3 protein-coding genes are annotated in these 23,926 nt (G+C 58.7%); all 3 read right to left on the bottom strand.

Translation table 11 applies throughout. From position 1 onward, the window contains the following. Positions 1-77: 77 nt before the first annotated feature. The 3 genes from PEL01S_RS18485 to PEL01S_RS18475 all read right to left on the bottom strand — a co-directional run bounded on the left by PEL01S_RS18485 (position 78) and on the right by PEL01S_RS18475 (position 23,859). Positions 78-21,497 carry a non-ribosomal peptide synthetase gene (locus PEL01S_RS18485; protein ID WP_127461346.1) on the bottom strand — a complete coding sequence of 7,140 codons (21,420 nt, stop codon included), beginning with the start codon at positions 21,495-21,497 and terminating at the stop codon, positions 78-80. A 25-nt stretch (positions 21,498-21,522) separates the two neighbouring features. Next, positions 21,523-22,701: an ACP S-malonyltransferase gene (gene fabD, locus PEL01S_RS18480; RefSeq protein WP_127461345.1), complete on the bottom strand. Its 1,179-nt coding sequence runs from the start codon at positions 22,699-22,701 to the stop codon at positions 21,523-21,525. 282 nt (positions 22,702-22,983) lie between these two features. After that, complete coding sequence (locus PEL01S_RS18475) at positions 22,984-23,859, bottom strand: LysR family transcriptional regulator (RefSeq protein ID WP_164824295.1); 876 nt, start codon at positions 23,857-23,859, stop codon at positions 22,984-22,986. Between the last annotated feature and the right edge of the window lie 67 nt (positions 23,860-23,926).

Raw genomic sequence — 23,926 nt, 5'->3', positions numbered from 1 at the left:
GCAATACCAAAAGAAATCGCGTCATAAAAAAATCGCCCTCTTGTTTTGCCAAAAGGCTGAAACAAGAGGGCTTACCGTTAGCGTACGGAGTCCGCTGCGAGAGTTTCGCCCCGTGCGATGGCCTGCAAGACGAGGCGGATCAAATGAACATTATGCTCAATATTGGCCGGTTCAAAAATATCAAGGTGACCGCCAGCCAGTTCGTAGTCCACGGCCTGCCCGGTCGTTGCCTCCTTCCAATCCTCCGCTCTGGCGTTTTTCATTTCCGCCACGAAAGCGTGCAGATTAGCCTCCACCGCTCCTTCATTGACCAGTTGGACGCTATAGGTGGCATAGGCCAAAATTTTAGTTCTGGCCTTCTCCCGGTCGACGTGGTTTGCCAAAAAAGACGCATCCCGTTCGGCGACGATTCGGAGCATGTCATCAACTCCTCGTTCCAGCTCTTCGTCGGAAAGCTTCTTCGCCGTCCTGTCCCGTCTGTCGGCATCGATCAACAAAATATCCGATACCGCATATCCCCTGCGCTCCATCGCCATGGCAACCTCATGAGCCAAACTGCCGCCCAGCGAGTAGCCTAACAGCACATAAGGCGCTTCGCGCTGAACGCTTACAATCGCATCGACGTACCGGTTTAGCATCTCCTCGTAATCGCGCCAGCCTTCGATGAAATCGAACGCGTAGACGACATAGTGATCTTCCAGCATTCTGGCCATTTCGGCATACACGAGCCCGTAGCCTGCCGAAGGAGGGAAGCAGAAAACGTTCATTCGTCCCCGCTCGTTCAGCTTCATCGGCCCATCGCCGTCATCCTGGGCAAGTCCGGAAGAGAGCAGCGCCGCCATTTCTTCAATCGTCGGCGAGGCAATGACGGCACGCAGAGACAGCACTGCCCCCATGGCGGCGTTGACCTTTTCGGTGAGCTGCATCGCTTGGATCGAATGGCCGCCTAGCTCGAAGAAATGGTCCTTCACCCCGATGCGCGGGACTCCAAGAACCTCTTGCCACAGCTCCGCCAGCTTCGCTTCAACCCGTGTTCGCGGCGCCACGTGGCTCGCGGCGTCTTCCATCGAAAGCGAATGTACGGTCGCTCCTTGCGGCAATTGCGCCGCCCTACTAACCAAGCCAGCCGGTATTTGTTCCTGCTCTGCAGGGGATAGCAGTTGAAGATCCTGTACCTGCACGTCCGGATTCGCAGTGAGTTGTTTCACAATCCGCAGCCAGTGTGCCTGCAGGCGCTCCATCGCTTCACGTTCATATACCTGGGCATTGTAGTCGAATCGGATACGCATGTCATCGCCCGCTTGCATGATGACCGTCAGATCATAGCTCGTCTGTCCCTCGGTCCGGAACCCGGTCATTTCCAGCCCTGCCGCCTTTGCCACCGCTTCGGCCGCGACCGAAGGCGGGCTACCGGTTTCGAACACGAGAATGTGGTTAATTAGCTCCCGTTTTGGAGCGCTAAGCGCTTGGATTTCATACAGCGGATACATACCGTACTTGTCGGATGCGGCTGCCTGCTCCTGAACGCTTCGCATGACGTCCGCCACGGTCGCCCCGGCCCCGCTGCGGATACGGACCGGGATCGTATTGCCGCATACCCCGATCATCGTTTCCATGCCCGGCACATGCGCCGGTCTAACGGGCACGACGGTTCCAAACACAACGTCGTCCGTGCCGTTATAGGCTTGCAGCAGCAGCCCCCATGCCGTTTGAAGCAGCGTATTCACCGTCAACCGATACCGCTTCGCCGTACCGCGCAGTTCCCGGGTCAGCCGTTTTCCTAAGCTGCTTGTCAGCCGCTCGGTCGCATCCCCTGCCTCCTGCTTCTCCTGAGCCTGGACTCGCGGCAGCACGGCTTGATGGCGGTACCCGGCTAAATAATGGCTCCAGTAGGCGGATGCTGCGGCAAAATCTTGCCCCTCCAGCCACTCGAAATACCGCCCGTAAGATGTGACCGGACCAAGCTCCGGCCGGACTTGCTTCCGGTAGGCAGAGTACGCGGCGAACACCTCTTCGATGATCCGCGTCATATCCCGGCCGTCCAGTACGATCTGGTGGAAGCTCCACAAGAAATGATACGTTTCGTCGCCGGTTCGCAGAATCGACACGCGCAGTAACGCTTCTTCGCTTAACTCGAAGCCGCGGGCCTTGTCCGCCTTCGTGATCGTTTCGATATGTGCCTCTTGCTTACTCTCCTCCAGTCTCCTCAAGTCTTCATAAACAAAATCGGCCGATTTGCTGCGGAACACCGCCTGCAAAGGCTGACCGTTCCATCCGTTATAGAAGTTTGTCCGCAGCGCGTCATGCCGCTGTCCGACGGCGTCCAAGCTTTGCTTGAACGCTCGGATATCCAGGCTTCCGTGCACCGTAAACGCCGTTTGCCCCAAGTACGCCTCCGATTCCGGGTTCAGCAGCCGGTGATACAGTATCCCTTGCTGCATAGGCGTTAGCGGATACACGCTCTCAATCTCGCCGATCCGCCGCGATCGTTCCGTTAAGGCGAGGCCTTTGAAAACGACATCGCTTGGCGTCAGCTCCGGCCGTTCTTTCGCCGCGCAGTGCGTGATGATGTCCCGAAGGCTGCTATGAAGCAGCCCGGCCAGCCGCTCCATCGTTTCCCGCCGGTACTGCTTGCCGCTATAGCTGACGGTAAACGTCAGTTCTCCGCCTGCGATACTGCCGCTAATATCCAGCGCATGGGACCTTTCGGTTTGCCCGCTGATCTCCGAGCCGTAGGCAAAAGGCGATACTTGCAGCGCATGATGGGTTAAATCTTGATCGAACTGCCCCAAATAGTTAAAGCTGATTTCCGGCTTTGCCGCATCGCAGGCGTCCCCAGACGCTTCGGACAAGTATTTCAGTATGCCGTAGCCGATTCCTTTGTTCGGGATTTGTCGTAAGCTGTCTTTCACCCGTTTGATCCGGTAAGCGAGCGTATCGGAGGCATCGGCTGCTCCCATCTCCAGCGCGACGGGATACTCGCTCGTAAACCAGCCGACGGTGCGCGTAATATCGATATCCGGCAGAATGGATTCTCTTCCGTGTCCTTCCAGACCGACCGATACCCGCTCGATTCCCGTCCAGCGGTACACCGCCATCCCAAGCGCAGTCAGCAGCAGGTCGTTGATGTCGGTGTTGTAGGCCCGGTGCGCCCGCTTCAGCAGCAGCTCCGTTTCTTCCTGCGACCACTGCACCGTCACCGTTTCGCTATCTCGCATCAGCCCGTACGCTTGCTCCTGCCCGACTTGCGCAAAATCTCGCGGGAGCGGCTTGCACTCGAGCTGATCGACCTGCTGCCAGTACGCCCGCTCCGCCTCCATCGCCGGACTGTTCGCATAGCCCGCCAGCTTCTCGGCCCATATCCGAAACGCATCCGTCTTATCCGGCAGCCGGATCGCCTGTCCGCTTACAGCCTGCTCATAGCCAGAAGCCAAATCTTCCAGCAAAATGCGCCACGATACCCCGTCAACGACCAGATGGTGAATCGCGATCAACAGATGGTCCCCATCCGCACAGCGGAACAGCCCCAGCTTCATAAGCGGACCCGTACTAAGCTCGATGCTGCTCTGGATCTCATTCGCTCTTGCTTCGATCGCTTGCGCGACGTTGTCGCCGGCCTTCCGGAAGTCCATGACTTCCAAAGTGTACGGCGCGCCCTCGTCGATGGCGCGAGTCCATGCCGCATAGCCGCCTTCCGTCTGTCGGAATATCGTGCGCAGCGCGTCGTGATGCTCCGCCAGTTTCCGCACTGTCTTCCGAAGCGCCGCTTCGTCGTAGCCTCGCTCCCGGTACAGCATGATCGCTTGGTTATAGTGGTGCGGCGCGGCATCGTTTTGCCCGAAGAACCAGGCTTGAATCGGCGTCAGCCGCGTCCAGCCCTTCACTTCCCCTTGATCCGCCATACGGGTAATCGGCTTGACATACGCGCTCAGTTCCGCAATCGAAGGGTGAGCGAACAAATGTCTCATTTCCACCTTGTACCCGGCTTGATGCAGCTTCGCCGACACTTGAATCGCTTTGATCGAGTCGCCTCCCAGCGCAAAGAAGCGGTCATTCACCCCGACCTTCCCGATTCCGAGCACCGCCTGCCAGACGGAAGCCAGCGCTTGCTCCACGACCGTGCGCGGAGCGACATAGTCCGTACCCGTAGCCATGCTTTCCTTCGGAGCCGGAAGCGCTTTGCGGTCCACCTTTCCGTTTGGCGTCAGCGGCAGCTGCGGAAGCTGTACGAAATACGATGGAATCATGTACTCGGGCAGCGTTTGCGATAACGCATTCCTGAGTTCGCCTATCGCCAGCTCGCGGTCCGACACCACATACGCGCACAGCTGCTTTTGTCCGGCTTCGTCTTCCCGCGCAATGACAACCGCTTCCTGCACGGATTCCGTTTTCAGCAGTTGCGCTTCCACCTCGCCCAGCTCGATCCGGTAGCCGCGGATTTTCACCTGATCGTCGAGCCGCCCCAAATATTCGATGTTTCCATCCGGCAGCCATCGCGCCGCATCGCCCGTCCGGTACATCCGCCCGCCCGGCTCGAATGGGTCATCTACAAATTTCTCCGCGCTCAGTTCCGGACGGTTCAGGTACCCTCGCGCCACCCCGCGCCCGCCGATATACAGCTCGCCCGGCACGCCGGCCGGCTGCAGTGCCATCGCCGCGCTTAAAATATACATCCTCACGCCCGGGTATGGCTTGCCGATCGGCAAACTCCGGTATTCATACGGATACGGATGCGATCCGACGCCTCCCGTCCGCTGAACATAATAACTCGAATCGACGCACGCTTCCGTTACCCCGTAGCTGTTTACGATCCGCATCGATGCGCCGAACCGGTCGTTTAATTGCTGAAAGTCACCTACCGGACATTGATCCGAGCCGACAATGAGCGTTTTCAGGAAGCCGATATCCCGCCCATGCTCGTACACGTCATTCATCAGCGGAACGACAAGCGCCGGGGTCGCATCGAACATCGTGACGCGGTGCTGCTTCAGCAGCCCGTAAATCGCCTCCGGGTCGTGCCGGGCGTAGCCTGGGCATACGATGAGCCGGCCGCCATTCAGCAGCGACCGCACGATATCGGCCGTAAACACGTCGAATGAGAAGCTAGCCCACTGCAATAGCCTTACCGGTTCCTCCCGCAGCCGATACTCCTGCCTCCACGCCTCGGACAAAGCGATTACCTGCCGGTGCTCGACCATCACGCCCTTCGGTTTCCCCGTCGTTCCCGACGTATAGATGACGTAAGCCAGATGATTCGGCTGCGCTGCGGACACCAGGTTTGTTCCGTCGGCATCGTAGGCTTCGGCGTCATCCAGGAACAACACTTTCTCCGCCGCATCCGCCGCACGTTCCTGCAAGCGGCGATGCGTCAGCAGCAGCAGTTGTGCTCCCGAATCGTCCAGCATGTAGCGAATCCGCTCTTCGGGGTAGCCCGGATCGATCGGCACGTAAGCAGCCCCCGCCTTCAAAATCCCGAACACTCCGACGACCATTGCAAGCGAGCGCTCGGCCATGATGCCGACGGTTTGGTCTGGCTGCACCCCTTTGGCCCGCAAGGTGCGCGCAAGCCGGTTCGCCTGCTCGTTGAGCTCGCGGTAGGTGAGCCGTTCGTCCTCGCAAATGACCGCCACTTGATCCGGCGTCCGCTCCGCCTCCTCCTCTAACAACTGATGAATCGTCTTCTCCTGCCAGTCGCAAAATGCGGCGCCGACTCCGCTATCGGCGACTGCGCCCGTTAGCAGCGTCTTTTCCTCCGGCGTGACGATCTCGAAAGACGACAGCTTCGCCTCGGGAGCCGCCAGAATACCGTCGATGAGCTGCATGAAGTGACCGGCCATTCTCCGGACCGTATCCACGCTGTACAGCGAGCTGGCGTATTCGATACTGCCCGTAAGCGTCCCTGACTCCTCTTCCGTTATTTGGAAGCTTAGGTCGAACTTCGCCGTCTTCGACTCCATTTCATAGGGCTTCAGTTCCAACCCAAGTACGGTGCGTTGCTCCGCCACCTCATGCTGCATGTCAAACATCGTGTCGAACAGCGCATGGCGGCTCAAATCCCGCGTAACGCCTACTTTCTCGACCAGCGCTTCAAACGGGTAGTCCTGATGCTCGAACGCTTTGAGCGCCATGCCCTTGACTTCCTGCAAGTAATCCAGAAACATCTTCTCCCCGACCGGATAGCTGCGCAGCGCCAGCGTCCCGACAAACATACCGATCAGTCCGTCCACATCCGCATGCGTCCGGCCCGCCACCGGGGTACCCACCACGATATCTTCTTGCCCTGTGTATTTGTGCAGCAGCGCCGTGTAAGCCGCCAGCAGCACCATGTACAAGGTCGTGCCGGTTGCGCTCGCAAGCTGCCGCAGCGCGTCGCTTCGTTGCGAACCAAGCGCGAAGGAAACAAGCCCTCCCTCAAAGCGCTGCACGGCCGGACGCGCGTAATCCGTCGGCATATCCAGCACGGGGAGTTCACTCTGGAACACATTCAGCCAGTACGCTTCCTGGCTGCTCATCCGCTGCCCGGTCAGTTCCGCCTGCTGCCACGTAGCGTAATCCTTGTATTGGATGCGCAGCGGCGGCAGCGTCTCCCCGCCGTATAACCGGCCGAACTCGTTGACTAAAATGCCCATCGACACGCCATCCGAGACGATATGGTGCATATCGAACAGCAGCAGATGACGCTCCGGCTCCTGATTCACACCAGGCTTGTCCGGATCCAACCGGATCAGGCCCACCCGCAATAACGGCGGCTGCCGCAAGTCGAACGGCCGGACGAAGCGGCGGATGCGCTCCAGCGTATCCGTTTCCCCGCCGCTGCTCTCGGCGTTGTCCACGACAAACGCCACCTCAGATTCGGGATACACCCGCTGGAACGGTTCGCCGTTCACCAACTCAAAGCCTGTCCGCAGCGTCTCATGACGCCGGATGAGCCCCCGGAATGCCTCCTCGAACCGTTCCCGGTCCAGCGTGCCTTCCAGCAGCATTACCCCCGGCATGTTGTAGCTCGTTTCCCCGCCTTCGAACTGCTGCAAGATGTACAGCCGCTTTTGTGCCGAAGATACGGGATAATGTGGCTGGACAGGGGCAACCGGTATGGCTGTAAATGTTTGCTGCCGGAGCCCCTCGATCACAGCCGCGAGCTGTTCAATGGTCGGGGTAGCGAATACGTCCTGCAGCGGCACATTTACTTGCAATTCTTTTTGGATATGGGCTGCCAGCCTCATTGCCCGGAGCGAATGACCGCCGAGCTCGAAGAAGTTATCCCTGATCCCGACGCTCGGTACCCCAAGCACCTCTTGCCATAGCTCCGCCAGCTTCGCTTCCACCGGCGTCCGCGGAGCGGCGTACTCTGCACCTGTAGGCACGATACCCTCCGGCGCAGGCAGCGCTTGGCGGTCGATTTTGCCGTTCGGCGTCAGCGGCATCTCCTCAAGCTGAATAAAGAAGGACGGCACCATATAGCCCGGAAGCTCCCGCGCCAGCTCGCTGCGCAGCGCACCGGCCGCCTGCTGCCCATCAGCGGTAAAATAGGCGCACAAATACGTTTGCCCGGTCTCGTCCGTTCGCGCCAGAACGATCGCCTCTTGTACCGCTGCCACCTTCAGCAGCTGCGCTTCAATCTCGCCGAGCTCGATGCGATAGCCGCGGATTTTGACCTGATGATCGATCCGGCCCAAATATTCGATGCTGCCGTCTGGCAGCCAGCGGGCCAAATCGCCCGTCCGGTACATTCGCTGTTCGAGGGCGAACGGAACCGGCATGAATTTGTCCGCCGTCAGGCCGGGGCGATTCAGATAGCCTCTGGCCAGACCAATACCGGCGACACAAAGCTCCCCGGCCACACCGATCGGAGCAAGTGCGTTATGCGCACTCAGAATGAAGACTTGATGATTCGGGATCGGCCGGCCGATAGGCACCGTCTTTTCGATCGGCGTATGGTCCGTATAAGACCACGCGGTCGAACAAATGGAATCCTCGGTTGGGCCGTAATTGTTAAAATAGCGAACATGATCCTTCCACTGTTGGACAAGCTCGCCGGAGGATGCGGAGCCAGCCGTAACGAGCGTCCGCAATTCGGGCATATGCTCGGGATTCAAGTAGACGGCATAAGTCGGGGGCAAAGTCGCCACCGTTATCCCGTGATCGCGGACATATTGCTCAAACAGTCGGTAATCCGCTATGACGGAAGCACCGGGCACATACAGCGCTGCTCCGGTCAGTAAGCCCATGGTCATTTCCCAACACGACGCGTCAAAGGAGAAGCTCGCGAACTGTACAATGCGATCCTTTGTCGTAATGTGAAGGGATTGTTCAAAAAACAATTTGTTATTACATACGCCTTGATGCTCGACCATCACCCCTTTTGGCTTGCCGGTCGTACCTGACGTATAGATGACATAAGCCAGTTGATGCGGACCGACAGCCACCCCGGGACTCGTACCGTCGCCGCCATAGATGCGCTCGTCGTCCAGCAGGAGCAGCTCGCTGCCGAACGCCGTGCGATCCTGCAAATGCGACTGCGTCAGCAGCAGCCGTGCGCCGGAATCGCCGAGCATGTAGCGGATGCGTTCCTCCGGGTATTCGGGATCGATCGGGACATATGCGCCGCCCGCTTTCATCACGCCGAGCACGGCGGTAACCATGTCCAGCGACCGCTCGGTCATAATAGCAACCAACTGCTCGGCCTCCACTCCTTTGGCCAAAAGCGTGCACGCCAGCCGGTTCGCCCGCTCGTCCAGCTCCCGGTACGTAAGCTGCCGGTCTTCAAACACAACCGCAATCCGGTCCGGTGTCAGCGCCGCCTGCCGTTCGAACAGGCCGTGGATCGTCATGTCCGCAGGGTACGGCAGCGCCGTTTCGTTGAACGTCTCCAAAATTTGCGCCAACTCATGGACGGTAAGGATGTTCAAGGATGATAGCTTCGCTTCGGGAGTCTGAATGATTTCTTCGATCAGTTGAATAAAATGCCGCGCCATGCGCGAGATCGTTTCCCGCTTGAACAGACGGTCGGCATATTCGATGCTGCACGCAATGCCGCCCGCTTCCTCGGCAGCGGTAAAGGTCAAATCGAACTTCACGATAGGATGCTCGCTCTCGTGCGGACTGACGCGCAGCGATGTAAACCCGGGCGCGACCGTCTCCGTATTTTGCAGAACGAACATCGTATCGAACACCGGATTGCGGCTAAGGTCCCGCTTCACGTTAAGTTTCTCCACCAGCGTTTCGAACGGGTAGTCCTGATTCTCGTACGCTCGCAGCGCCAGCTCCTTCACTTCCTGTAAGTACTCCAGGAACGTCTTCTCTCCGGCCGGATAACTTCGCATCGCCAACGTTCCCGCAAACATCCCGATTATCGGCTGCAGATCGGCATGCGGTCTGCCTGCGATCGGCGTTCCGACGATCATATCCTCCTGCCCGCTGTATTTGGACAGCAGCGTCGTATAGGTGGCCAGCAGCACCATAAACAAGGTAGCTCCCGCCTGCGAGCCGAGCCGCTTCAACCCGTCCGCCTGCCGCGAATCGATCGCGAAGGACAGCGTACCGCCGGAAAAGCTGCGGGCAGGCGGTCTCGCATAATCGATCGGCAACTCAAGAATCGGAAGCTCCCCGTCCAATTGCTCCAGCCAATACGCTTCCTGCTTGCTCATCCGTTCGCTGTCGCTGTCCGCCTGCTGCCATACCGCATAATCTTTGTATTGAAGGCGCAGTGCCGGCAGCTCCTGCCCTTCGTACAGTTGAGCCAGCTCCTCCAGCAGAATGTTCATCGACACTCCGTCGGAAATCAGGTGGTGCATATCAAACAGCAGCCGGTGGCGCTGCGGCGCTTCTTCCACCAAAGCCGCCCGCAGGAGCGGCGCTTTCCCCAGATTAAACGGCCGGATAAAGCCGGCCATCGCCGCTTCGGCCTCCCCTTCTCCGGTTACCCGGATGCGCTCCAGCGTAAATTCCGCCGTCTCCGCAATGCGCTGAACCGGCTCGCCGTCCGCTGCCAGCTCGAAGGAGGTGCGCAGCGTGGCATGACGACGGAGCAGCCCGCGAAACGCCGCTTCAAGCCGTGTCGCATCCAGCTCGCCTTCCATCAGCAGTTCGCCCGGCATGTTGTAGCTGGTCGCAGCGCCTTCCAGTTGGCTCAAAATGTACAGCCGTTTTTGCGCCGAGGAAAGCGGATACGTATCCTGCTGCCCGGCGACGGGAATGTCGCCATAAGGGCTAGGCTGCAATTGCTCAATTGTCTGCGCCATAAGCTCAAGCGTCGGATACTGAAACATTTGCCGCAGCGACAGCGATACGTTCAGTGACTGATGAATTTTCGCGCCCAGCGTGGTCGCCCGCAGCGAGTGGCCGCCGAGGTCAAAAAAGTTGTCCTTGACGCCAACGGCGGCGGACAGGCCGAGCACCTCTTTCCACAGCTCCGACAGCTTCGCCTCTACCGGTGTGCGCGGAGCGACGTAGTCGACGTCCGTAGCAGGTCCGATCTCCGGCGCCGGCAGCGCTTTACGGTCGACTTTGCCGTTGGGCGATAGCGGAAGCACCGCCATGACAACGATAGCCGTCGGCACCATGTAGTCCGGCAGCTTGCGGCGCAGCTCGCTGCGCCATAGCCCCGGGAGCTCGCTGTCGGACGCCGCCCCCTCCCTTGCCTCCTCTTCCGGCACGGCATAGGCGACAAGCCGGACGTCCCCAGGCAGGTCCTCTCGGGTTATCACGAACGCATCTTTGACGCCTGCGCATTCCCGCAGTGCCGCTTCAATTTCGCCCGGCTCGATCCGGTAGCCCCGCAGCTTGACCTGATGGTCGATCCGGCCCAAATATTCGATCGTTCCGTCCGGCAAATACCGCGCCAGATCCCCGGTGCGGTACAAGACCGGCGCCAGCTCGTCCCCGTACGGGTTCGCCACGAATTTATCCGCCGTCAGCTCCGCGTCGCCGACATAGCCGCCGCCGACCTGTACCCCCGCGATGCACAGCTCGCCCGGCAGCCCCATCGGCTGCAAGCCCAGCTCCCGGTTCAAAATATACACGCGCGTGCCGGCCACCGGGCGGCCGATCGGCACCGGCTTGCCGACCAGAGACGGCATGTTCGTCAAACGGCCGTACACCGTCACATCCGTACACTCCGTCGGGCCGTACGTATTGACCACCTCGGCCCGGCACGCTTCCGACGCCGTCCATGCCGTGAGGCGGTCAGCCGCAATCGGCTCTCCGCCGAGGAGGACGTACCGCAGCGTCGCAAGAGTACCATATCCCGCTGACGCGGTGATGTCCAGCAGCGGATAAAACGCGCTCGGCGTCCCGTTCAACAGCGTAATCCCATGCCGCTCGATCAGCGACACCACTTCGCCGGCATCATACGGACCAGACGGCAATAGCACTAATTGACCTCCGGTCACGAGAGGAGCGAAAATGTTCTTTTGCGTCAGGTCGAAGCTGGGCGACGAGATCATCAGCACCCGGTCCTCTTCCGTCATGCCAAATTCGCAGGTGTACCACTGCAGCAGATTTTCGAAGCCGGATCGGTAGACGCTCGCTCCTTTCGGCGTCCCGGTGGAACCGGAAGTAAAGATCACATACATCAAATGCCCGGTCCCCGCCTTGCTGTCCGGGTTATGCTCGGGCTCCGCTTCAAGTCCCACCGTCCCGTCATCAAGGCAGACGACCGCCAAATCAGGCCGTACCGCGAGCCTTTCCGCCCATGCAAGCTTCGTTACAAGCGCCTTTACTCCCGCGCGCTCCGTCATGTAGCCAAGCCGCTCCGGCGGCAGCGCCGGGTCCAGCGGCACATAAGCGCCGCCGGCTTTCAGCACGGCGAGCAGCCCCGCTACCAACTCCGGGCTGCGGTCCAAGCAGACGCCCACCGGCGTATCCGGCCCGACGCCGAGCGCTTGCAGCCGATGTGCCAACCGGTTGGCTTGGCAATTCAGCTCCCCGTACGAAATCGTCCGCCCGTCGAACACAAGCGCCGTCCGCTCCGGTGTCCGGGCGGCCTGCTGCTCGAACCGTTCGCAGATCGTTCCAGCCGCCGGGTACGGCAGCGCCGTCTCGCCTGAAACGCGCTCTAACTGCCGCTTTTCCGCTTCCGTCAGCATATCGATATCGGAGAGCCGCAGCTCTGGCCCGGCAACGACGCCCTCCAGCACACGGACGTAATGCTCCGCCATCCGCCGGATCGTTTCCGGCTTGAACAGCTTCGTCGCATATTCCCATGTGCAGGAAAGTTCTGCCTTATCTGCCGTCACGCTTAAGGAAAAGTCAAATTTCGACACGCCCGGGTTGAGCTCTTCCGATTCGAACGTCAGCCCGCCGGCTTCGAGCGTGTGCACCGCTTCGTTTTGCAGCATAAACATCGTGTCGAAAATCGGATTGCGACTCAAATCCCGCACGAGTCCAAGCTTTTCCGTCAGCTCGTCAAACGGATAGTCCTGTTGCTCGAAGGCGAGCAGCGCCTGACGCTTGACTTCCTGTAAAAATTCACCGAACGTTAGTTCTCGTATCGGTCGATTCCGCATGGCGAGCGTTCCGACGAACATCCCGATCATGGCTTCCGTGTCCGCATGTCTTCTGCCGGATACCGGTGTCCCGACGATGATATCGTCTTGTCCCGAATAGTTGGCGAGCAGCACATTATACGCCGCCAGCAGCACCATATACAGCGTCGTTCCCGACTCCTGCGCCAGCTTGTACAGCGATGCCGTCAGCTCGGGGTCCAGCTTCAGAGAAAAGGTGTCTCCTTCGAAGCTTTGCAGCTGCGGACGCGGATAATCGGTCGGCATGTTCAGCACTGGGAGCTCGCCGCCAAGCTCGCTTAACCAATACGTTTCCTGCTGTTGAAAAGCGCCCTCGTCGATCCTGTTCTGCTGCCAGACGGTAAAGTCCTTGTAATGCACATTTCTTGGCGCTAACTGCCTTCCCTGGTACGTTTGAAGCAGCTCGTCCAGCAGCACGGCCATCGAAAATCCGTCAGCCACGGCATGATGCATATCGACCAAAAGCGTAAAGCGGTCGACTGCAAATTGCAGCAGCTCGGCGCGGAACAGCGGAGCCAGGCCAAGTTCGAACGGCCGGACAAACCGCGCTCGCGCTTCATCCGCCTCTTCTTCGCTAATCCGTGTCACCTGAACGTCCAATACGGCGTCCGGGCTGATTTTCTGAACGATCTCGCCATCCTCCAGCGCAAAATAAGTGCGCAGCGACTCGTGCCTCCCGAATACGTGCCGGAGCGACTCGATCAAACGCGCCATATCCAGCTCCCCTTCGATCTTAAGCTGCCCGGAAATGTTATATGTCGTGCTGTCGTCTTGCTGATGCAGCACGTACATGCGCTTTTGCGAAGACGACACGGGGTACGCCTCCCGTGGCTCCACCGGTTCTATCGGCGCGTAGGCGCTCTTTTCCCCGCCACAGATATATTGGGCCAGCTCTTCAATGGTTTGAAGCTCGAACAGGTGACCGAGCGGAATATGAATATGGAATTCCTTGTTCACTCTGGCCAAAATCACCGTTGCTTTCAGGGAGTCCCCGCCTAGCTGGAAAAAGTTGTCGTGACGGCCCACGTTCGCCGCCCCAAGCACTTCTTGCCAGATGCGAACCAGCGTCTCCTCCGTAGCGTCTCCTCTATGAACATCGGAGGCTGCGGCGAAGCCGCCCCCTTCCCCGGGCTCCGGCAGCTGCGACCAGTCCGTCTCTCCGCTTGACATAAGCGGGAGGCTTGCCATCTTGACCACGTAGCGAGGCTGCGTGTAATCCGGGAGCGCTGCGCTCATCGCTTGCTTGAGCTCGGATTCCTCCCAAGGATGCGACGGATCGGCAACGATATATGCGATCAGATCAGCAGCGGTATCCTTATCAGCTACGGAGCGAACGGTGAACGTGCAAGCGCGAAGACCGAATGCACGACGTACGTGCTCCTCCAACTGCTGGAGGTTGACTTGATGTCCGCGAAGCCGGACAAAACGGGACGTTTTTCCGACAGGCGTCAGCTTTCCGTCTTCCGCACAATGCACCCAGTCCCCCGTGCTAAGGAAGGAGTCCCGGGAATTCCGGGAACTCCTGTCCGCAGGCCGCACGATGTACAGCTCCCCCATCGTCCCTGACGGAACCGGCTGATGGTATGCATCCAGCACACAAGGATAGCTGCCTTCCGCATCGGCAAGGGCGGCCCAGGCCGCCCATTTTTGTGCGATTTCCCCGCCATCCAGCAAGGAAAGCCCGGAGATGTACAACGACTGCTCCTGTGCAATCGTATGCAGCAAATGCACATAGTACCGCGCCCATGTCCGGATCGTTTCGGCCAGGAACAAATCGGCGCTGTAATCGAAATCGAGCCGCAGCTCGCTTCCGATCTCGATCGCATTCAGGAAAAGCTCGTATTTGCTGTACGAAATCGAATTCGGCAGCAGCTCGGCATCCAGCTCATGGAAGCGGAGCCTCGGTAAACGGTCCATATTGAAGACGGCCGTGACCGCCGGCAGTTGCCCGAGCCCTCTTTCCGCCAAGGCGGCGAAGCTGTAAGGCTGAAACGGTTCGAGCTCGTTCATTCCGTTTTTGACGGCTTGTGCATATTCGGCAAACGTAAGCTCCGGCTTCACCTCGCTCGCGACCGGCAGCAGATTGACGCAGTTGCCGATGAGCGAGAAAGCCTCCATCTGCGCTTGTCCGGCTGTCGGTATGCCCACCGTGATCTGCTGCAGCCCGGTCAGCCGGTGCAGAAACAGCTGGAACGCGGACAGCAGCGTCACGAACAAGCTGCTGCCCAGCCGAATGCTGGCCGCTTTAAGCTCCTTCGCAAGCCGGCTGTCCAGCATAACCGTATGCCGGCCTCCACGGGAGGTCGGCACCGATGTTCCCCGCCGGAGCGTCGGCAGCTCCAGCACCGGAAGCCGCCTGTCGGACAAAGACGTCCAGTACGCTGCGGCCTCCCGGCTTTCCGGTTGTTCAAGCTTATGCCGCTGCCAAGCGGCATAATCCCGGAAAGCGGCCGGGGCAGGGAGCGCCCAGCTCTCCTGCCGTACGAGCGCGGAGTAAATACGCTCCAGCTCCTGAATGAACACGCCCATGGACCAGCCGTCGGCGATCAAATGATGAAAAGTAAACAGCGCGATGTGCTCGTCCCTGGATTTTTTCAGCAGACAAATGCGAAACAACGGCTCGCCCGCCGACATGGCGAACGGTGCTTCCACATTCCGGTCCAGCCATTCGCGCTGGCGCTGCTCTTGTGCGTCGACGGCGCAGTCGCTCATATCGAACAGTCGAATACGGATCGTCATCTCGGGTGCAACAACCTGCGTCTCCCCGTCTCCGCTCATATAGGTGCGCAACGCTTCGTGCCGCCGGGTGACGGCGTTGACCGCTTCGCTCCACGCATCGATGCGCAGAGGCCCGCGCAGCCGAAGCAGCGCGGTCTCGTGCAGCGATTGCGCCTCGCTCCGGCCGGACATCGAAGCGAACCACAGCTGCTTCTGCTCCGGCGTCAAAGCAATGACGGCGTCCTGCCCTTTATCTCGCGATTCCGTTGCAGGCAGTGACCTTTTGCCCGGCCCGCCCCCATCCGGAGGCCCATCCGGCAAGAAACCGCCTTCGCGCAGCTCCCGGATGCTGTCTTTCGCCGCCTGCACGATCCGCCGGATATCCGATTCCGAGTGGGCCGTCGACAGGAAGCAGTTGCGGCCCTCCCAGATATAGACCCCTTTATCAAGCATATGATAGAAAAACAGCTCCAAATCGGCTTTGAGCACGAAGCGGAACAAGGAACCGAAATGAACGACTTTCATCGGTATATTGACTTGGACGAAATACTCGTTCAGCTCCGCTGCCAAGGCGGCCGTTCTGGCGTTCAGCTCGGCCTGCAGCATCCCTCCGCTTTGTTCAAGCTTCTCCAGCACGGCCAGAGCTGCCGCCATCGCCAGCGGATGATGGCAGAAAGTCCCGGCAACGAACGTCCGGCGCTCCTCCTGCCGTGGATACGAATCGTCGCCGAAGCGCCAGAAGCCGCCGTCGATCCCGTCCATAAACGCCGCCTTCCCGCCCACGATGCCAATCGGCATGCCTCCTCCGATGACTTTACCGAAGGTCACAAGATCGGCTTGGATGCCGAACCATGCCTGCGCCCCTCCGGGATGCATGCGGAAGCCCGTAATCACCTCGTCGAAAATAAACGCGGTGCCCGATTGCTCCGTAATCCGGCGGATTTCCGTCAGAAACGCCTGCGGTTGAAAATCAGGCCGCCGGCTTTGCACCGGTTCCACAAGCACGGCCGCCAGCTCATGTGCATGCGCACGAAGGTAGGCCAGCGCCTCTTCCGTGCCGTAATTCAGCACGACCACATCGTTGACCATATGCTGCAGGATACCCGGCGCCAAAGGCGCGGAGCGCTCCGGATCAGATCCGGCGCTACCGAGCGCTAGCACGCCGTCGAACGTGCCGTGGTACGATCCGGCAAAAAGGACGACCTTGGCACGGCCGGTTACCGCCCGGGCCAGACGCAGCGCCACCATCACGGCTTCCGTGCCGGTGTTGAACAGCGCGATGCGCTCTACGCCCGTCATTTTGCATATGCCCTCGGCTACCTGCCCGGCCAGATTGGACATCGGGCCGATGCACATGCCGTTTTGCAGCCCGGCTTCAATTTTTTCCCGGATGAAATCCGGGTTGTGTCCGAACAAATTGACGCCGAAGCCCATCGTCAGATCGATATATTCGTTGCCGTCCAGATCCCAGATTTTAGACCCTTCAGCCCGTTCCGCCACGATCTGGTACACCATTTCCTTCAGCACCGGCCGGAAACCGGCCACATTGCGGTTATTCGCATAGACGGGGCGGTATTTCTGCGTGTATTCCTTCGTCCGGTTGGTGCGGGCCGTATACCGTTCGATCAATTCGCGCAGATGCTTCTCTTGCCGGAACGGCAGCGATTCGCGCGCCTTTACGTCAATCGTCTTGAAGGGCGTGAACGGCTTCGCCTCGGCACTCTCCGGCTGGCGTACGGCGGAAACGGTTGATGCGGCCGCCACCTCCCTGCTCGCATCGGTATGTACGAGGCTGTCCGGCCGGGAAACAACGCCGGGCGCGGGTAATGCGGCCTGTTCGCGCAGCACGGCCGGTGAAGGCGCCGGATGCAGCCTCAGCACGTCGAGCTGTTGAGACATCAGGCGGAGCTGCTGTTCCATGATGCGCTCCGCTCCGGCAGAGGCGGCGCTTGCCTGAAACGGCGGATACGTTTCCGCTGCAGCAAGAGGCGCCTCCCAATAGCCGGACGCAGGTGCGGGCGCCGATCCCTGGCTTGACGGTTGAGCGACCGGAGCCGGCCCGACTTCGGCAACCCCGCTCCCCTCCTCCCGGACTTGCGGGGCAAGAGGCGGCGTCAACGCCGTATGCTGCGCGATGTAATCCGTCAGCAGCTCCAGATTCGTTAACGATTCGAAGAAGCTGTTCATCGGAATATCCAGTCCGAACGTATCTTTAATGCCGTGCCGCACCTGCGTTAAGATGATCGAATCCAGTCCGAGCTCCAGAAAGTGGGTTTGCGGTTGAAGCTCGTCCATATCCAGCTGCGATACGTTACGGATCATCTGCATCAGGGAAATTGTGACCGATTGCCGATGGAGATCGGAGACGGTCTCTGTGCCGGAATAGTCATTCATCGGTATAACACGCTCCTCTGCATTATCTGCTATCTCAGCCAAGGCCGGCGTCGTGACGCTGCGCCCGGGCCGTGCTGCGGGCACGTCGATCCAGCATCTTTTCCGTTCGAACGGGTATGTGGGCAGCGATACTCTCGGATAACGCCGATCTACGTACAGCAAGCTCCAGTCGACCTTCGCTCCCCGTATATACTCCTGCGCTGCTTGCGCTACGCCCTCCAACGTATCCCAGCGCAAAAGCCCTGTCTCCGTCTCGCCGGGCGGACTCTCAGCCGTTCCGTCGGCTCCGCTCCGATATACGCCTTGCTCCGCCAAGCCTTCGCGATGCAGTCGAATCACCTTCGCCCGCAGCTCGGCGGCTCCGGCAGCGGTCACCGCAATCCGGTGCGTCAAGTGGCTCCGCCCCGTATTCGCCGTAAAGCATACGCTGCGCATATCCAGCTCCGGGTGGCGTTCGAACAGCTCCGCATACCGCCCGACCATTGCCCGCAGCGCGGTTTCGCTGCGCGCCGACAAGGTCAAGAGCATCGGCCCGCTGTCGGGTGAGCTCGGCAGATCCGGCGCCGTATTGTCAGGAACATACTCTTCCAGTACCATATGGCAGTTCGTCCCGCTGAATCCGAACGAGCTGATGCCGCATCTTCTCGGAATCCCGTCCAGTTGCCAGTCTTTCAGCTCCGTATTGGGGTAAACCGGCGATTCCTCGAAGCTGATCTTGCTATTCGGCTGCCGAAAATGCACCAAAGGGGCAATTTGCCGATGCTGAAGCGACAGCACCGCTTTGATCAAACCGGCGATCCCCGCTGCTTCGTATAAATGCCCGATGTTCGTTTTCACCGTGCCGAGGGCGCAAAACTGCTTGCGCTGCGTTTGCTTGCGGAACGCTTTCGTCAAGCCGTCGATTTCGACGGGATCGCCCAGCTTCGTCCCCGTCCCGTGCGCTTCGATGTACGTGATCGTTTCCGGATCGACGCGCGCGCTGCGCCAAGCCTGCGCAATCACTTCCGCTTGCGACGAGGCGTTCGGAGCGGAGATGCCGACCGTGCTTCCGTCCTGATTGATCGCACTCCCTTTAATAACCGCGACAATGTTGTCCCCGTCCTGCACGGCTTTGCGCAGAGGCTTCAGAAGCACGGCCCCAACACCCTCGCCCCAGCCCGTTCCGCCCGAATTGTCATCGAACGCTCTGGCCCGGCCGTCGGAAGATTCCATGCCAATGCCCGCCTTGTGCGGCAGCAGAATGGTCTTGACGCCGCCCGCCAGCGCCATCTCGCAATCCCCGCCGAGAATCGCCTGGCAGGCGAGATGCACCGCAACGAGCGAAGACGAGCAGGCCGTATCGACCGTGACCGCAGGCCCTTTCAAATCGAGCAGGTAAGCGATGCGGCTTGAAATAATCGACGGCAGATTGCCGATCACAAAATGAGGCAGCGCTTCCGGCGCAACCTCCGTCAGCAGGCGTTCGTATTCGAAGCTCGTTTTGGAAAAGCCGACGTATACGCCGACTTTTTTGCCGGACAACGGGGTTCCGCCGTATCCCGCGTCTTCGATGGCGCTCCACGCCGTCTGGAGAAAAAGACGCTGGTTCGGGTCCATCAGCAACGCTTCGCGTGGCGTCAGTCGGAAGAACGAGTAGTCGAACATATCGATCTCGTCCAAATAACCGCCCTCCACCGGTCGAAGATCCCGATCCCCAGTATGCAGATGGGCGATATAAGACTCGGCGTCCTTCGTTCTTTTTTCGTTAAAGGGGCCGATGCAGTCTTTGCCTTCCGCCAGATTCGCCCAGAACTGCTCCAGCGTATCCGCTTGAGGAAACTTGCCGGCCATGCCGATGATCGCAATATCCCGGTCCCTCGGGTCTCCCGCCTCGGGTTGGTGCTCTGCGGACACTTCCCGCTCTCCTTCGGCGATATAGGCAGCCAGATTCGCGATGGTCGGATACGAAAAGAAGTCGGTCACGGCGATGTTCACGCCGAGCTGGCTTTCCAGCTGCTCCGCCATTTGCGTTAACTGCAGCGAATTCGCGCCGAGATCGAAGTAGCTTTCGTCGGTGCCGATGGCATCGGTCTGCAAAATTTGCTTGCAGATGTCCAGCAGCTTTCGCTCCGCTTCGTTCTGCGGAATAGCGACGGGCCTCGCCTCTTTTTCCTTCCGCAGCAGCTCGGTCAGCTGCTCCGAGACCGATTGAAACTGCCCGGCTTCGTACTCCTGCGCCAGCTTGAAGCGCTGCACCTTACCGCTCGTCGTTTTGGGGATGCGCCGGATCGGTACGATATCGTGAAGCTCCCAGCCGCCCCGATAGTTTAGATGCTTCCTCAGCCTTTGGGCGACCGGCACGAAATCCTCGACCTTCTTCGTATGCATCACGAAGACGACAATGCAGTCCTGCCGGGCCTCGGCGTCAAGAACGCCGCACACCGCCACCTTGCCAAGCTCCACGCCGTCGACTTCCTCGGCGACCCGCTCGATATCGTGAGGATAAACGTTCTGGCCGTTCACGAAAATAATATCCTTCGCCCGCCCGGTGATGACCAGCCGCCCGCTGCGCATAAAGCCCAGATCGCCGGTTTTGAGCCAGCCGTCCGCCGTCATCACTTTGGCCGTCGCCTGCGGGTTGTTGTAATACCCGGCAGTCACATTTTTGCCGCTGATTTGAATGTGCCCGATCACATTGTCGGCCAGCACCGTGTCGTCATCGCCGCAGATGCGGATTCGACTGCTTGTCATCGGATGACCGACATCGACGAAGGTTACGCAGCGATTGTCGGAAGGTTCAATGGGCACGACCGCTTCGCCGATATTCAACTGCTTCCGATTCAAATACACGGGAAGAAGCATTTCTTCCAGCGGTGGATGGGCGAGGGCGACGCAGGCTTCCGCCATCCCATAGACGCACAGCATCGCGGATCTCCGAAGCCCGTGCTTCTCCATCGCATCAAGAAACTGATTGCAAACTTCGGTAGAAATCGGCTCGGCGCCGTTGTATACGATTCGGATATGCGACAAGTCCCAATCGGCGGCCGTTTCCGGTTTATATTGAGCCAAGAAAAATTTATAGCCGAAGTTCGGAGAGCAAATTTGGGTCACCCGATGCTCGGACGCCTTTTTCAGCCATAAGGTCGGGCGCCGGATAAACAGCGCCGTCGGCATAATCAATTGGCTGGCATTGGCAATAACGCAGGTCAAATGAAAAGCGATCAACCCCAGATCATGTGTTAGAGGCATCCAACCAAGGTAGCTATCCTGCTCGTCCATGTGCCCCTCCAACGCGCAATCCCGAATATTGTGAACCAGATTTTCATGCGTCAGCATGACTCCTTTCGGATCACCTGTCGACCCGGAGGAGAACTGAATGAAGGCAAGCTGCTCCGCTTGGGCCGGATAAATAACCCCTCTATTCTGAGAGGAAAAATCAAGTTTATCCGTAAATAAAACCGTTTGTTTCATTGCTTCGAACGAATGTTGCAGTTCGCTTTGTCCGGCGTACTTCTCCAGATGGTCCAGCGCTTTGGCATCGCTCATCAGATAAGGCCGGTTCAGCATCCCCCATATTTTGAACAGCTTCATTTTGTGCTCGTCGTTGTTGCCTACCGTGACGGGCACCGGTACGATGCCTCCAAGCAGGCAGCCCCAGAACACCGATAAAAACGTGCGGTTATCGTCGATCTGCATCAGCAGCTCATCCCCGGGCTGCATGCCGCTGCTCTGCAGCTCGTGCAGCACGCAGAGCGCCCGGTCGAACAAGGTGCCGTAAGACTCGCACTCTTCCTCCCGGTCTCCGGAAATGTAAGTGATGCCTCTTGTTGCCAGCCTGCTTCGCTCCTGCAAGACGTCGACTAACGTTAGAAACTGATTCATCGTATCCCTCCGCAACGATATGAAGTCATTGAGAGTCCCCTTTTTCTTCCGGCCCCCGCTTGGTCTGCAGTACAAGGTTCATGCAATCCAGTGCTTCCTTTCTTTGCGCAAGGCCCTGAGCTCCTGTGATATCGCTTTCTTTTGCGCTTTGCAGCATTTCCTTCAGCCTGCGCACAGGCTGCATCACGCCGATACGGTACTTCTCCTCGTTCCAATTGGCATTGGGTGTGGCTACCGCTTCCGACAGGCAGCCGGCTATAAAATCGTGTAGCGGAAACAGTCGGGCTAGTTGGACAGCGTCCTCTTCCCGCTCGAAAGCGAACGTCCGGATCTTATCCGTCATATCTTTCGCCAAATTTTTCAAAACGGACCGCGGACCTAATTCGACAGCCAGCTCCACCTTCTGTTCCTCCAAATACTGCATCGTTTGTAGCCATTTGACAGGATGCGTCATCTGTAAAATCAGGCCGTCCCGGACTTGCTCCGCATCGGCATACGGCAGCGCCGTCACATTGGATATGACCGGCCATTGGCTTTCCAGGAACGTAAACTTTCGCATCACGCCGGACAAACGCTCCGCTGCTTGCGACATCAGCTGACTGTGAAAAGGGCCGCTGACCTGCAAACGGGTAACTTGAGCGCCTTTCAGCTCCGCTGCGATCGTTACCCGGGCAACGGCTGCTTGATGACCTGTCAGCACATACTGCCGTGGCGAATTGTAGCAAGCAATGGCGACGGGCTGATCCGGCGACGAATGCTTTGCGCACAATGCTTCCAGCGTCTCAAGCGCCACACCCCGCACGGCGGCCATTTCGCCCAGACCGGCATCAGCGGCCTCCTGCATAGCGGCCCCCCGCTGCTGCACCAGACGCAAGGCGTCCGCAAACGAGAGAACGCCGCTGCTCACCAGCGCGGAGTATTCCCCGAGACTGTGTCCGGCGGAAAACACGGGGACGATGCCAATCTCTTGCCTGTACTGTTCCAAGGCCATGACGCTTACCGTCAGCAGAGCCGGCTGCGTATACTCCGTTCTCGACAGGTTGGCGGCGCTGCCTTCGGTGCAGATCGACTTCAAGTCATACCCGAGGATGTCATTCGCTTCCTCGAACCATCGGTCGGCACCTTGAAATTTTTGGGACCAAACTTTGCCCATCCCTTCGTATTGGGACCCTTGACCTGGAAATAATAAGGCAACTCGCTTCATGTCTAACCCCTTTCCGAGCACCGACATAAGAACCATGGAATGTTTCCACTAGAAGCCGTTAACCGAACCGCAAGATGAGTAATTTAATTTACAAATGGAAACGAAATAGGAAATGCAGAACGTAGAAGTCACGAAGCCGAGGAGTAAGTGATGGAGGAAATATATTACATATTTTATGATAGATTATAAGATAGCGCCCAAAGATGTCAACCCAATTAATTACATATTAAGAATTAATTCATAAAAAATTCAGGCACCGTAACCGCCGGTAAGACGGTTACGTCAGCTTCTGAAATAATCGATGACAAAATCCCGGAACCGCTCCGCCGCAGGCGACAGATAGCGCCCTTCGATCCAGCCGATGCCGATCACCCGGCGGCACTCGGGCCAACGTACGCGCAGGAATGAAATGTTGGCGCGCTCGATTCCTTTCGTGTCGGGGATGACGGCAACGCCAAGCCCGGCCGCGACCAGCCCGGCGATCGTATGGACTTCGTCCCCTTCGAACCGGATATCGGGAGCGATTCCGGCTTGCTCGAACAGCTTGTCGGTAATTTTTCGCAGTCCGTAGCCTTTCTTGAACGAAATCAACGGCTCGCTGCGTATGTCCTCCAACAGAACGGATTCGGAAACGGCGAGCGGGTGATCTTTAGGAACGATAACAAATAACTCTTCATTCCATAACGAGACCCATTGCATGTGCTTCATTTCTTGTGGGGCAGCCATACAAAGGTCGATCCCTCCTGCCGAAAGCTGATCCAGAAGGAACTGGGTGCTGTTTTGATGCAGCTGAAAATGAATCTGCGGGTAAGCCGAGCGAAAGGACCGGATGACATCCGGAATCGAGTGGACGCCGAGCGTATGAAGAAATCCCAAGGATACTTCCCCATGCTCCGGATGAATCAAATCCTCCAACTCCCGCTTGCCCTCTTGATATTCGTTCATAATCCGGTTGACGCGGTTCAAAAACAGGCGTCCATACCGGTTGAGCACGATCGCGCGACCGTTGCGCTCGAAAAGCGGGACGCCGAGCTCTTTCTCCAGCCGGGCAATCGAGCGGCTTAAAGCCGGCTGGGTAATACATAACGTCTGCGCCGCCAAGGTCATATGCTGCAATCGGGCAACCGTATGAAAATACTCGAGCTGCTGCCATTCCATTCCGATCCCTCCGTTTCTCATTACACATAAAACATCATTATAATAAAAACAATGCATTAGACAGCGC

Source organism: Paenibacillus elgii NBRC 100335 (genome assembly GCF_004000865.1).
Classification (GTDB): Bacteria; Bacillota; Bacilli; order Paenibacillales; family NBRC-103111; genus Paenibacillus_G; species Paenibacillus_G elgii.
Note: the sequence above shows the minus strand (reverse complement) of the source record. Positions and strands in the feature narration are given on the sequence as shown.

What these genes read in the sequence shown, in the direction of transcription:
- fabD (WP_127461345.1), bottom strand. Translation starts at nt 22,701, where the DNA reads ATGAAGCGAGTTGCCTTATTATTTCCAGGTCAAGGGTCCCAATACGAA.
- PEL01S_RS18485 (WP_127461346.1), bottom strand. Translation starts at nt 21,497, where the DNA reads ATGAATCAGTTTCTAACGTTAGTCGACGTCTTGCAGGAGCGAAGCAGG.
- PEL01S_RS18475 (WP_164824295.1), bottom strand. Translation starts at nt 23,859, where the DNA reads ATGGAATGGCAGCAGCTCGAGTATTTTCATACGGTTGCCCGATTGCAG.